Origin of the sequence: Micromonospora sp. CNB394, from assembly GCF_000374985.1 — a bacterium.
Lineage (GTDB): Bacteria > Actinomycetota > Actinomycetes > Mycobacteriales > Micromonosporaceae > Micromonospora > Micromonospora marina.
This window is the reverse complement of sequence record NZ_KB895825.1, coordinates 757,641-770,090: the sequence shown is the minus strand read 5'-3', so window position 1 is coordinate 770,090 and position 12,450 is coordinate 757,641. Positions and strand designations below refer to the sequence as shown.

10 protein-coding genes and 1 pseudogene are annotated in these 12,450 nt (G+C 73.4%); 7 read left to right on the top strand and 4 right to left on the bottom strand.

Annotated elements, in window-relative coordinates; genetic code table 11:
* Positions 1–36: 36 nt before the first annotated feature.
* Positions 37–1,428: a PLP-dependent aminotransferase family protein gene (locus C569_RS0103620; RefSeq protein ID WP_026267663.1), complete on the bottom strand. Its 1,392-nt coding sequence runs from the start codon at positions 1,426–1,428 to the stop codon at positions 37–39.
* On the opposite strand from C569_RS0103620, the pseudogene C569_RS0103615 reads away from it, so the two are divergent.
* Positions 1,427–2,257, top strand: a pseudogene (locus C569_RS0103615) (DMT family transporter); the annotation flags it as partial. The gene C569_RS0103620 and the pseudogene C569_RS0103615 sit on opposite strands and share 2 nt — an antisense overlap.
* Positions 2,258–2,523: 266 nt before the next feature.
* On the opposite strand, the gene C569_RS32040 reads toward C569_RS0103615, so the two are convergent.
* The 3 genes from C569_RS32040 to C569_RS0103600 form a co-directional block, all read right to left on the bottom strand.
* Positions 2,524–3,585 (bottom strand): SRPBCC domain-containing protein, encoded by a 1,062-nt coding sequence (locus tag C569_RS32040; protein WP_026267662.1) that lies wholly within the window; start codon positions 3,583–3,585, stop codon positions 2,524–2,526.
* Between the two features lie 21 nt (positions 3,586–3,606).
* Positions 3,607–4,938, bottom strand: coding sequence for a low temperature requirement protein A (locus tag C569_RS0103605; protein ID WP_018784460.1), 1,332 nt, complete (start codon positions 4,936–4,938; stop codon positions 3,607–3,609).
* 90 nt (positions 4,939–5,028) lie between these two features.
* Positions 5,029–5,619, bottom strand: a complete 591-nt coding sequence (locus tag C569_RS0103600) for a TetR/AcrR family transcriptional regulator (protein WP_018784459.1) — start codon at positions 5,617–5,619, stop codon at positions 5,029–5,031.
* A 120-nt stretch (positions 5,620–5,739) separates the two neighbouring features.
* On the opposite strand from C569_RS0103600, the gene C569_RS0103595 reads away from it, so the two are divergent.
* The 6 genes from C569_RS0103595 to C569_RS0103565 all read left to right on the top strand — a co-directional run bounded on the left by C569_RS0103595 (position 5,740) and on the right by C569_RS0103565 (position 12,365).
* A complete protein-coding gene (locus C569_RS0103595; protein ID WP_018784458.1) occupies positions 5,740–7,371 on the top strand; it encodes an MDR family MFS transporter in 1,632 nt (543 codons plus the stop codon).
* Positions 7,372–7,633: 262 nt separating this feature from the next.
* Positions 7,634–8,383, top strand: coding sequence for a lytic polysaccharide monooxygenase (locus C569_RS0103585; RefSeq protein WP_018784456.1), 750 nt, complete (start codon positions 7,634–7,636; stop codon positions 8,381–8,383).
* A complete protein-coding gene (locus tag C569_RS0103580) occupies positions 8,368–9,003 on the top strand; it encodes a DUF305 domain-containing protein (protein ID WP_018784455.1) in 636 nt (211 codons plus the stop codon). Before C569_RS0103585 ends, C569_RS0103580 begins: the two co-directional genes overlap by 16 nt.
* A gap of 321 nt (positions 9,004–9,324) precedes the next feature.
* Positions 9,325–10,914, top strand: coding sequence for a DHA2 family efflux MFS transporter permease subunit (locus C569_RS0103575; RefSeq protein ID WP_018784454.1), 1,590 nt, complete (start codon positions 9,325–9,327; stop codon positions 10,912–10,914).
* A 111-nt stretch (positions 10,915–11,025) separates the two neighbouring features.
* Positions 11,026–11,256, top strand: a complete 231-nt coding sequence (locus C569_RS0103570; RefSeq protein WP_231394696.1) for a hypothetical protein — start codon at positions 11,026–11,028, stop codon at positions 11,254–11,256.
* Between the two features lie 35 nt (positions 11,257–11,291).
* Positions 11,292–12,365: a PIN domain-containing protein gene (locus tag C569_RS0103565; RefSeq protein ID WP_018784452.1), complete on the top strand. Its 1,074-nt coding sequence runs from the start codon at positions 11,292–11,294 to the stop codon at positions 12,363–12,365.
* The last annotated feature ends 85 nt before the right edge of the window (positions 12,366–12,450 follow it).

The following is a 12,450-nucleotide window of genomic DNA, read 5'->3' as shown; positions in this document are numbered from 1 at the left end:
TGGGGTGGGGGCGACGGGGGTGAGCCGCCACTGCGGTCAGTCAGGGAGGGCTGTGGACAGGCGGCGGATCGCCTCGTCCATCTGCTCGGGCGGGGCGGCGGCGTAAGTGAGGCGCAGGTGCGGGGCCGGCGGTTCGGCGGCGTACCAGGGGCGGCCGGGGAAGACGGTGACGCCCGCCGCGGCGGCAGCCGTCGTCACCGCTACGTCGTCGGTGCCGTCGGGCAGCCGTACCCAGAGATGCAGCCCACCGCGGGGGACGGTGCGCGGGGCCGGCGACGACAGGTGCCGGTCCAGCGCGGCGAGCAGCGCCTCGCGGCGGGCCCGCAACTGGACGCGCAGGCCGCGGCGGTGCCGGTCCCAGGCCGGCGCGGTGAGGAACTCCACGGCGGCCTGCTGCAGCGGCCCGGCCACGAAGAGATCGTCGAGCAGGCGGGCGGCGCGCAGCCGGGCCCCGGCCGGTCCGCGCGCGCCGATCGCGGCGATCCGCAGACCGGGCGCCGTGGGCTTGGTCAGCGAGCGCAGGTAGACGACGTGCCCGTCCGGGTCGTCGGCGGCCAGCGGCGGCGGGGCTTGGCCGTCGATGGTGAGATCGCGGGCGTAGTCGTCCTCGACCAGGAACGCCCCGGCGTCGCGCACCGCCTCGGTGACCCGGGCGCGCCGCGCGGGGGAAAGCGTCGCGCCGTGCGGGTTGGCGTACAGCGGCTGGCAGTAGAACAGGCGGGCACCGGTGCGGGCGAACGCGGCGGCGAGCTGGTCGGGGCGTACGCCGTCGGCGTCGGCGGGTACGGGCACCACCCGCAACCCGGCCGCCCGCGCGGCGGCGAGCGCCCCCAGGTAGGTGGGGGACTCGACCAGGACCGTGTCGCCGGGGACGGTGAGCGCCCGCAGCGTGGAGGAGAGCGCGGCCTGCCCGCCCGGGCAGATCACCATGTCCTCGGCGCGCAGGCCGCCGCCCGCCTCGCGGGCGAACCAGGCGCGCAGGTCGAGGCGCCCCTCGACCGGGCCGCGCTGCCAGGCGGCCGGCTGCCGGGCCGCGCGGGCGAGCGCCGCACCGAGCGCGGCGGCCGGCTGGAGATCCGGGTCGAGATAGCCGCCGGTCAGCGGGATCGCGCCCGACGGCGGCAACTCCAGCAGCGTCTGCATCTCGTCCTCGCCGCCCCGCCGCGAGCCGAGCGCGACCGTCTGCCACGACATGTCCGCCCGCGGTGGACCGGGGCGCCTGGCCGTCACGAACGCGCCGCGACCAGGCCGGGTCTCCACCAGCCCGTCCGCGACGAGCCGCCGGGTCGCCTCGGCGACGGTGACGGGGGAGACGTGATGGTGCGCGGTCAGCTCCCGGACCGACGGCAGCCGCGTGCCGGGGGCGGCATCCGCCGCCAGCGCACCCAGGTGCCGGACCACGCGGTCGATAGCGCTACCATCATTCATGACAGTAAAGAGTAGCGCTACTGCGCCGGTGACGGTAACGGCCGGACCGGGCGCCGGGATCGCCCTGGGCGCGCTGGGTGTGCTGGCCTTCAGCATGTCGTTGCCGGCCACCCGCGTCGCGGTGCACGCGCTCGACCCGTGGTTCGTCGCGTTCGGACGGGCGGTCGGCGCGGCGCTGCTCGCGTGGGCCTACCTGCTGCTGACCGGCGCGCCGCGCCCCACCCGGGACCAGTGGCGACGGCTGACGATCGTCGCGCTCGGCGTCGTCGTCGGCTTCCCGCTGTTCACCTCGCTCGCGCTCACCACGCAGACGTCCGCGCACGGCGCGGTGGTCGTCACAGTGCTCCCAGCCACGACCGCCGTGTTCGCGGTGCTGCGAGCCGGCGAACGGCCGCCGCCGCTGTTCTGGATCGCCAGTGCCACCGGCCTGGCGCTGGTGCTGGCGTTCCTCGCCGCCGGCGGCTCGTTGCGCGGCGCGCCGTCCCCGGCCGACGTGTTCCTGCTCGCCGCCGTGGTGCTCTGCGGTCTCGGGTACGCAGAGGGCGGCCGGCTGGCCCGCGAACTCGGCGGTGCCCGCACGATCTGCTGGGCCTTGCTGCTGTCGCTCCCGGTCACCGTGCCGGTCACTGCGGTGGCCGCGCTCGTCCACCGGCCGCAGGGCGGCGTCGGCGCCTGGGCCGGGTTCGGCTACCTCACCGTGGTGTCGATGTTCCTCGGCTTCTTCGCCTGGTACGCCGGGCTGGCCCGGGGCGGCATCGCCACCGTGGGCCAGATCCAGCTCGTCCAGCCGGTGCTCACGCTGATCTGGTCCGCAGTGCTGCTCGGTGAGGCGGTCACGCCCGGCACGCTCGTGGTGGCCGGCGCGGTGCTGGCCTGTGTCGTGCTCATCCAGCGCACCCGGGGCGGCGCCACACCGGCGGGCACCCCGGGCGGGCCGGCCTCATCGGGGCGCGACGGTGCCGTCACGCCGGAGACGTACGCGTGGCTGACGACGTGTCCTGACGCGCATCCTCGATCGGGTCGTGGCAGCTCGTCAACAACGACAACGGCGCGGTGCTCCGTGATCGACGGGGTGGAGGGGGTGGAGCCAGGGGGTCAGGCGGGAGCGCAGGGGGTGTTTCCGGTGGCGCAGGCGGCGGGGGCGTCGTGCGAGGGGTCCGGGTCGCGGACGTCGAAGCGGATGGTGGCGGACTGGCCGCCCGGCAACGCCTCGCCGGTGAACGTGACCACAGCGCCGTCCTGAGTGGCCTCGGCTCCGTCCACGCCGCCCACGGTGGCGCCGTCGTGCAACGTCACGGTGACCGTCCAGCCCGGACGCGGTGACGGGCCGGGATTGCGCAGCACCACCTCGCCCCGGTAGCCGAAGATCCGGTCGGTGACCGTCTCGTAGGTGGCGCTCAGCGGCACCCCCACCGTCGAGGGCTTCGGGCTCGCCGTACGGCTGGGGGTGGGCGACGGCGTCGGCGAGGGCGACGGGCTGCGGCGGCTGGCGCTGGGCGTGGGCCGCGCGGTCGTGGGCCGGGCGGCGGGTGTGGCGCTGGAGGGCATGACCAGCGAGGTCGTGGGCGTCGGCGCAGCCGGTGCGGGCGACTCGCCGGCGGTGGCCCACACCGTCGCCCCGGCCGTGGCGGCGATCAGCGTGACCGCGCCGGTCGCCAGCAGCACCCGGTGGCGCCCGGGCCGCCGCCGGTCGTCGCCGAGCAGGCGGACCACCGGCAGTTCGGCGGTCAGTCCGCCCTCGGCGCGGCGCAGGTCGACGTTCTGGAACGCCAGCCAGTCGAGGATCGCCGGCAGCCGCCCGGTAATCGCCTGCTCGTGCTGCTCGGCGCGGGCGTCGGCGTCCCAGTCGCCCTCTTCGAGGACCTCGCGGACGGACAGGCGGGTGCCGTGCGCGGTGGACGTCAGGTCGCAGGCGAGGCGGGTGGCCCGGCCGGTCTCCCGGCAGCGGACCACCAGCCGGTCCGGCGCGCGCAGTTCGACTGTCTCCACCTCGGTGTCGCTGTCGTAGCCGGGCAGCGCGGCGGTGGCGAGGATCCACCGGTCGGACCCGGGCGCGCTGTCGGCGAACCACTTGGCCAGCAACGCGCGTTCCGTGAGCGCCCGCCAGATCCGGGCGGGCGGGTGGAACAGGTCGACCTCGGTGACGATCTCGATCACGCGGAGACTCTAGGGCCTGTGTCAAGGCCGGTGCGGTGCGCTCTCTCCGCCGTCGTGCCACCGTGCCCGCCAGGCGGCCTCGTTCTCCTCGGCGCTGGCCTTCTCCTCGTGAATCAGCCGGCGCAACGCGGCCCGGGAGTCGGCGAAGATCACCAGCTCGGCCGCCACCAGGGCCACGCAGATCGTGGTGAGCAGGCCCAGTGCGCCGAGTGCCGGCAGGTGCTGGCCGACCGGCAGCGCCGCGGCGAGCAGGGCCAGGACGCCGACCCGGGTCCACGACAGCGTCCGCAGCGCGCGCCACTGGAACGCCATGTTGGCGGCGAAATAGACCATCACGCCGGCGAATAGCAGTGGCACCGCCGGCCCGTGGCCGTGCTCCATCGGGCCGCCCGCCGGGTCGGTGACGATGCGGACCAGTTCCTCGGCACCGATCGCGAACAGGATCACCCCGGCGATCATGGGCAGGTAGAGATAGGCGTACGCGTCGCGGGCGAGCGTCACCCGCGCGTGGCCCTGTGCGGCGTGCAGGGCGATCCGGGCGGACGGGCCGATCATGTCGAAGTGCGCCCACCAGAGCGCCGCGGTGAACAGGATGCCGGAGATCGCCGCCGGGATCGCCGGCCAGGTCACGGCCTGGCCGAGCAGGTTGCCCCCGACGCCGACCGAGATGACCGACTCGCCGAGCGCGATGATCAGGATAAGGTCGTACCGCTCGGTCCAGTGCTCGGCCGAGGTGATCTTCCAGCCGTCGGTGCCGGCCAGCAGGCCGCTGCTGTACTGGATGGCCACCACCGCGATCCACAGCCCGTCGCGCAGCCAGGGGCCGACCTCCGGGGACACGCGCGGCGGCAGCAGCGCCGCCACCAGCAGGAGGGAGGCCGAGATCAGGGCCTCCGGCAGGAACAGCCGCAGCTTGCGCCGGGCCGGCGGATCGTCACGTGTGGCGTACCGGTACAGGGCGGTGTGCACGAGCCGGATCACGACGTAGCTGATCGTGACCAGGACCGGTCCGGCGCTGCCCTTGTCCAGGTCGCCGAACGTCTGCGGCAGCGCGAGCGCGAACGTGAACAGCGCGACCATGCCGACCACCATGAGGATCGGCACGAAGCCCTCGCCGAGACGCAGCCGGGCGGCGACCGCGCTGTGCACCACCCAGCACCACCAGAGCACGGCGAGCACCAGCAGCGCGTGCAGCAGTTCGCCCGGGGTCACGTTCGCGGCGGTGGCGCGCGTGATGATGAAGAAGGACACCACGAAGACGAGGTCGAAGAAGATCTCGAACCGGTCGACCCGGGTGGCGGGGGCGACGCCGGTCGCGGGCCCGAGCCCCCTGCGCCACCGGTCGCCACCCACCGGACGAGTGTGTCAGCCCAGGTCGGGCGGGGCGTCGCTTTCGCCGGGCGTGCCACCGGTCCGGCGGGTGAGCGGCGAGCCGGGGACCGCTCAGCCCGCCGCCGGGGCGGCGTGGGCGAGCACGTCGCGCAGCACGTCGCGCAACGGCCGCCCGGGGTGCTCCAGCCACTCGTTCGCGGCGACCCGCAGGGACGTGAGGAACGTCGCGGCGACGATCCGGGCGCGCAGCGCCGCGCCGGGGCCGGTCAGCCGGTGGGCCAACTCCGCAGCCATCTCCCGCTCCAGGGCCGCGTACGCACCGACCTGGTGGGCGGCCAGGCTCGGGTGACCGTGCAGCCGGCGGCGCCGGTTGAGCCAGGGCTCGGCCGGGTCGTCGTAGCCGTCCCCGGCCTGCACCAGCGCGGCCCGGGTGAGTGCGGCCCACGGCGACAGCTCGGGCGGTTGTTCCGCGACGAGCGTGCGGAGCCGGCGCAGCCGCAGCGTGTCGCCGTGGAAGAGCGCCTCCTCCTTGCCACCGAAGTAGTTGGAGAACGTCCGCCGGGAGACGTCCGCGGCGTCGGCGATCGCCTCGACGGTGATCCGGTCGGGGCCGTGCTCGACGGCGAGGGACAGCGCCGCCTCGTGCAGCGCGAGGCGGGTGGCCGCCTTCTTTCGTGCCCGCAGCCCGGTGCACTCGTCCATGGCGGCCAGCGTAGGTGACGGATTTCTCAGTGGGCAAACTTGCCTACTGGGCAGTTTCTGGCGTTGATTGCTTGAGGCAACGAAGCGCCACCCCGAATCGACACCCCGGAGGACGCGCGCATGAGCGCACCCACCACGACGGCCGAGGCCGCCCCCATGAGCAAGCGGCAGACGCTGGAGGCACTCAGCGGTCTGCTGCTGGTGCTCTTCGTGGCCATGCTGAGCGGCACCGTGGTCTCGACCGCCCTGCCGAAGATCATCGGAGCGCTCAACGGCTCGCAGACGCAGTACACCTGGGTGGTCACCGCCACCCTGCTGACCGCCACCGCGACCACTCCGATCTGGGGCAAGCTGGCCGACCTGTTCAACAAGAAGCTGCTGATCCAGGTCGCCATCGTGGTGTTCCTGATCGGGTCGGTGACGGCCGGTTTCGCGCAGAGCGCCGGCCAGCTCATCGCCGCCCGGGCCTTCCAGGGCATCGGCGTCGGCGGTCTCCAGGCGCTGGTGCAGGTCGCCATCGCGGCCATGATCCCGCCGCGTGAGCGGGGCCGCTACAACGGCTACCTGGGCGGCGTCATGGCCCTGGCCACCGTCGGCGGCCCGCTGCTGGGCGGCCTGATCGTGGACACGTCCTGGCTCGGCTGGCGCTGGTGTTTCTTCGTCGGCGTGCCGGTCGCGGCCGTCGCGCTGTTCCTGCTCCAGATCACCCTGAACCTGCCCACCGTGCGTCGGACGAACGTCAAGATCGACTATCTGGGCGCCTCGCTCATCGCCGCCGGCGTCAGCGTGCTGCTGATCTGGATCTCGTTCGTCGACGGCTCGTTCGCCTGGCTGTCCTGGCAGACCGGCGCGATGGTCGGCGGCGCGGTGCTGCTGCTCGCGCTCGCCGTCCGGGTGGAGGCACGGGCCGCCGAGCCGGTGGTGCCGCCGCACATCGTCCGCGAGCGCACCACCGCCCTGGCGATCCTGGGCAGCCTCGCGGTCGGCATGGCGATGTTCGGCGGCGCGGTCTTCCTCGGCCAGTACTTCCAGATCGGCCGCGGCTACAGCCCGACCGAAGCCGGCCTGCTCACCATCCCGATGATGGTCGGCGTGCTGATCTCCTCGATCGTCGCCGGCCGGATGATCACCGCCACCGGACGGGTCAAGCCGTACATCGTGTTCGGGGCGGTCGTGCTCGTCGCCGGCTTCGCCATGCTCGGCACCATCGACCACGGGACCTCACTGGTCTTCGTCGGCCTCGCGATGTTCGGCGTCGGCGTCGGCGTCGGCACGACCATGCAGAACCTGGTGCTCGCCGTGCAGAACACGGTGGCGCTGCGGGACATCGGCGCGGCCAGCGCCACGGTCGCGTTCTTCCGTTCGCTCGGCGGCACCATCGGCGTGTCGGTGCTCGGCGCGGTGCTGGCCCGCCGGGTCACCGACCGGATCACCGAGGACCTGGCCGCGGCCGGCATCCCGGCCTCCGCCGGCGGCGGCAGCACGCTCAACCTCGACGCGCTGCCCGAGCCGGTCCGGCAGATCGTGCGGGCCGCGTACGGAGACGCGACGGGGCACATCTTCCTGATCTCGGCCGCCATCGCGGTGGTGGGTGTCGTGGCCGCGCTGCTGCTGCGCCCGGTCACCCTGCGGTCCAGCCTCGACCTGCCGGACCCCGGCCGTTCGGTGGCGGTGGGAGCGGATGCCGTCGACGCCGCGCCCGCCTTCGACGAGGTGAGCGCCGACCCGGCCGGCCGGGAGGAACGCGCCTGACGCTGAGCCCGTACGGGCCGGCGTACCGGGTGATCTACCGGCGCAGCAGCCAGGCCGCGTCGGGCAGGTGGTTGGTGCGGGCCAGCGAGTCGGCGGCGCTGCCGCCCGGGCACCAGTGCGCGTCCACAAAGTCGATCTTCGGGCCGGCGGTGCCGGAGACTTCGGTGCGTACCGCTCAATTTATAGACAGGAGTCTTTACTGTTAACAATCTTTAATTTATGTTCGGGGGCACCTTCCGTTCCCCCCGAAGGAGTTGCCACCATGCGCCGAAGAATCACCCTCCCGCTGCTCACCGCCGGTGCCGTCACCGGCACGCTGGCACTCGCCGCGCCCGCGCAGGCCCACGGGTACGTCTCCTCCCCGCCCAGCCGGCAGGCGCTCTGCGCGCAGAACCGGGTGCCCGACTGCGGCCAGATCAAGTACGAGCCGCAGAGCGTCGAGGGCCCCAAGGGCCTGCGCAGCTGCCACGCCGGCATCGCCCAGTTCGCGGTGCTCAACGACGACAGCCGCAACTGGCCGGCCACGGCGGTCGGCAGCACCGCCACGTTCACCTGGGTCAATACCGCCCGCCACGCCACCGCCAACTGGGAGTACTGGATCGGCGGCAGCCGGGTCGCGGTGGTCGACGGCGGCGGCCGGCAGCCCGGCGCGACCGTGTCGCACACCGTCAACCTCGGCGGCTTCTCCGGCCGGCAGAAGTTGCTCGCGATCTGGAACATCTCCGACACCGCCAACGCGTTCTACTCCTGCGTCGACCTCCAGATCGGCGGCGGAGGCGGCAACCCGACCCCGCCGCCCACCCCGACCGCGGCACCCACCACACCCGCGCCCTCGCCCACGCCCACTTGGACCAGCACCCCGGCGCCGGGCGGCACGTGGACCGCCGGGCGGGCGTACCAGGTCGGTGACACGGTCACCTACGACGGGCGCACCTACCGCTGCCGCCAGGCGCACACCGCGATCGCCGGCTGGGAGCCGCCGAACGTACCGGCGCTGTGGCAGCAGATCTGAGCCCGCGAGCCCGCGCGGCGGAGCCGGCCGGTCCCCGGCTCCGCCGCGCGTCCGCCGCCACCGGGCCGGCCACGGCGCTGCTCGCGACGGTGCTCGCCCTGGCCGGGTGCGGCGGGCCGCCCGCCGCCGATCCGGCCCTCCCGGGCACCGCCCCGCCTCCGGCCGGCGCCGAGGCCACGATCAGCGGGATCGACGCGCTGTTCCTGGCCATGATGGAGGCGCACACCGAGCAGACGCTGGAGATCGTCGGGCTCGGCCTCGACCGGGTCACCGACGAGCGGATCCGCACGCTGATCTCTGCCGTGCGGGCCACCGAGACCGACGAATTGGCCACCATGCGCCGATGGTTGCGCGACGCCGGCCCGTCCGCCGCCGCGGCCGCCCGGCACGACCACTCCGGGCACAGCGACGCCGCCGCCGGACTGGCCCGGCTGCGCGCCGCCCCGCCCGCCGACGCCGACCGGGTGCTGCTCGACGTGCTCAGCCGGCACCAGCGCACCGCGGCCGACCTGGCCCGCGCCCAGGTCGCCGCCGGAACCAGCGAGCGGGTACGCGACCTCGCCCGCCGCATCGACCGCTCGCGTACGGCCGAGGTCGAGCTGATGGCCGGCCTGGGCTGAGCGGCGGGCCCGGCTCATCTCCTGGAGCCGGCCGGACGGGGCATGACCTTCGTCACGGTCGCCGCCGCCGGTCGTCCCCCGCAAGGCTCGCGAACCGGCGCGCACCAGCCCTTTCCGCGAGCCGACGGATCGCTTCCGAGCCGGTGGCGGGCACTGAGCCGTGCCGGTGCGGTTCGCCCGTCGGCAAAACCGGCCGCGCCTCGTCCCAGGTCATGGCTACGCTGTCGCCCGGACGCCGCCGCGCGTTCCGCCCGCGCTCCGCAGACGGTGCGCGGCACGGCCACCGCCTCCCAGCGCCGGACCGGATCCAGGAGACCGTCAGTGACCCAGCAACCCGTTGCGACGTCGACGAAGCTCGACGCCGCCGTACTCAAGGTGGCCGGCGTCGTCGTGCTCGGTGCGATCATGTCGATCCTCGACGTGACAGTCGTCAGCGTGGCGCTGCCGACGTTCCAGAGCGAGTTCGACGCCACGTACGCCCGCGTCGCGTGGACCATGACCGGCTACACGCTCGCGCTCGCCACGGTGATTCCGCTCAGCGGCTGGGCCGCCGACCGGTTCGGCACGAAACGCCTCTACATGGTGGCGTTGGCGCTGTTCACCATCGGCTCCGGGCTGTGCGCCACGGCCGACTCGATCGGCGAGCTGATCGCCTGGCGGGTGATCCAGGGCCTCGGCGGCGGCATGCTCATGCCGCTCGGCATGACGATCATCACCCGGGCCGCCGGCCCGCACCGCATCGGCCGCCTCATGGCCGTGCTCGGCATCCCGATGCTGCTCGGCCCCATCACCGGCCCGATCCTCGGCGGCTGGCTGATCGACGTCGCGAGCTGGCACTGGATCTTCCTGATCAACCTGCCGATCGGCCTGGTCGCGCTCGTCTACGCCCAGCTGGCGCTGCCCCGGGACAACGCCGCGCCGTCCGAGTCGTTCGACTTCCTCGGCATGCTCATGCTCTCGCCGGGTCTCGCGCTGTTCCTCTACGGCATCTCCACGCTGCCGGAGACCGGCACCGTCGCCGACACCAAGGTGTGGCTGCCGATGCTCGTCGGCGGCGCGCTCGTGGTCGCCTTCGTGCTCTACTCGTTCCGGCCCCGGCACCCGCTGCTCGACCTGCGGCTGTTCCGCAACCGCAGCCTGACCATCGCCGCCGTCACCATGTTCGTGTTCATCATCGCGTTCATGGGCGCCGGCCTGCTGTTCCCGAGCTACTTCCTCCAGGTGCGCGGCGAGACGACGCTGGCCGCGGGCCTGCTGATCGCGCCGCAGGGCATCGGCGCGATGCTGACCATGCCGATCGCCGGCATGCTCGCCGACCGCGTGCCGGTCGGCCGGACGGTGCCGTTCGCGCTCGTGCTCATCGCGGCCGGCTTCTTCACCTTCACCCAGCTCGGCACCGACACGTCGTACTGGCTGCTCTGCGGCTCGCTGTTCGTGATGGGCCTCGGCATGGGCGGCACGATGATGCCGATCATGACGTCGGCGCTCAAGACGCTCACCGCGGTGGAGGTGGCGCGCGGGTCCACGCTCGTCAACATCCTCCAGCAGATCGGCGGTTCGGTGGGCGCCGCGATCATGTCGGTCATCCTCACCAGCGAGCTGAACGGCTCCCGGCCGATCCCCGGCGCCACCGACCCGGCCACCGGCGCCCCGCTGACCGAGGCCCAGCTCGCCATCGCCGCCCAGCAGCAGCCCGAGCTGATCCAGCAGTTCCCGGTGCCGCCGTCGCTGATCGAGCGCGGGCTCGACTTCGCGGCAGACTCCTTCTCCACCACCTTCTGGGTCGCGTTCGGCCTGGTGCTGCTGACCTTCGTCCCGGCCGCGTTCCTGCCCCGCCGCCGGGAGCCCTCGCACCTGCTCGACGGCGAACCGGGCGAGGACAAGCGTCAGGTGCCCGTGCCGATCCACTGACCGCCGCCGTGACCCGGGGCCGGACGCGCTCGCGTCCGGCTCCGGCTTCTTGATCCGCCACCGCGACGCCCGTCAGCGCCTAGGATCGGAGACCGGAGCCGGGGAGAGGCGGTGAGCGTGGGCGCAGACGACGCACAGCGGTCGGCGCGCCGGCGTAACCGGCTGCTGCTGGCGGGTCTGCTCGCGGTCGTCGGGCTGATCCTGCTGCTGCTCGGTCTCACCGTCGCCACCGGCACCGTCGCGGGCGTCGAGGTGGTGCTCGCGTTGCTGCTGCTGGTGGCCAGCTACGCGATCCAGCGGATGGCCCGCCGCGAGACGCTCTACCGCGACGAGCGGCGCTGACCGGCCAGGCGCTCCGGCCGGGCTAGGCTGCCAGTGTGGATCACGAAGACCGGATCGCGCTGTTCCTCGACTACGAGAACCTGGCCCTGGGCGTACGGGACCATCACGGCGGCCGACCGTTCGACTTCCGGCCGATCGCCGACGCGCTCGCCGAGCGGGGACGCGTCGTGGTGCGCCGGGCGTACGCCGACTGGTCGTACTTCGACGAGGACCGGCGGATGCTCACCCGCTCGCACGTCGAGCTGATCGAGATCCCGCAGCGGATGGGCGCCTCGCGCAAGAACGCGGCTGACATCAAGATGGCGGTGGACGCGGTCGAGCTGGCGTTCGAGCGCGGCTACATCTCCACGTTCGTGATCTGCACGGGGGACAGCGACTTCACCCCGCTGGTGCACAAGCTGCGCGAACTCAACAAGCGGGTGATCGGCGTCGGGGTGGAGAAGTCCACCTCCGCGTTGCTGCCGCCGGCCTGCGACGAGTTCCTCTACTACGACCGGCTCGAAGGCGTCGACGTACCGCCCCCGGCCGCCCGCCGGTCCCGCCCGGCCCGTCCCGTACCGGCGGAGCAGGTGCCCGAGCGCGCGGTGGAGACCGCACCGGGCGAGGACGAGTCGGCGCGGGATGTCGACACGCTCGCCGTGCAGCTCGTGCAGACGGTGGCCGGCATGCAGGGCAGCTCCAGCGGTGAGGTGACAGCCTCCTCGCTCAAGCGCGCACTGCTGCGTAAGGATCCCACGTTCAGCGAGTCCGACTACGGTTTCCGCACCTTCGGGGAACTGCTGCGCCACCTCGCGGCGCACAACGTGGTGGAGCTGGCCGCCGGGCCCGCCAAGGGCGACCCGGAGGTGTCGCTTCCCGAACAGGGCGACCGGGAGGTCGCGTTCGGGTTGCTCCGCTCGGTGGTGGTCGACCTCGCGGGCGAGGGCGGCGCGGTGGCGCTGTCCGGCCTCAAGGACCAGCTCCGGCGGGCCCGGCCGGACTTCAGCGAGAAGAAGCTCGGCTATCGCAGCTTCCTGCAGTTCTGCAAGGCGGCCGCGACCGGCGGCGCCGTGGAACTGCGCTGGAGCCCCGACGACGGCGACTACCTCCTCACCCCCCACACCCCCTGACCCACACGTCCGCGATCTTGCACTTGCTGACCCGCGAAAGCGGCATGAATCGCCAATCTTGAGGGCGGTAAGTGCAAGATCGACA

What these genes read in the sequence shown, in the direction of transcription:
- C569_RS0103585 (WP_018784456.1), top strand. Translation starts at nt 7,634, where the DNA reads ATGCGCCGAAGAATCACCCTCCCGCTGCTCACCGCCGGTGCCGTCACC.
- C569_RS0103600 (WP_018784459.1), bottom strand. Translation starts at nt 5,619, where the DNA reads ATGGACGAGTGCACCGGGCTGCGGGCACGAAAGAAGGCGGCCACCCGC.
- C569_RS0103620 (WP_026267663.1), bottom strand. Translation starts at nt 1,428, where the DNA reads ATGAATGATGGTAGCGCTATCGACCGCGTGGTCCGGCACCTGGGTGCG.
- C569_RS0103595 (WP_018784458.1), top strand. Translation starts at nt 5,740, where the DNA reads ATGAGCGCACCCACCACGACGGCCGAGGCCGCCCCCATGAGCAAGCGG.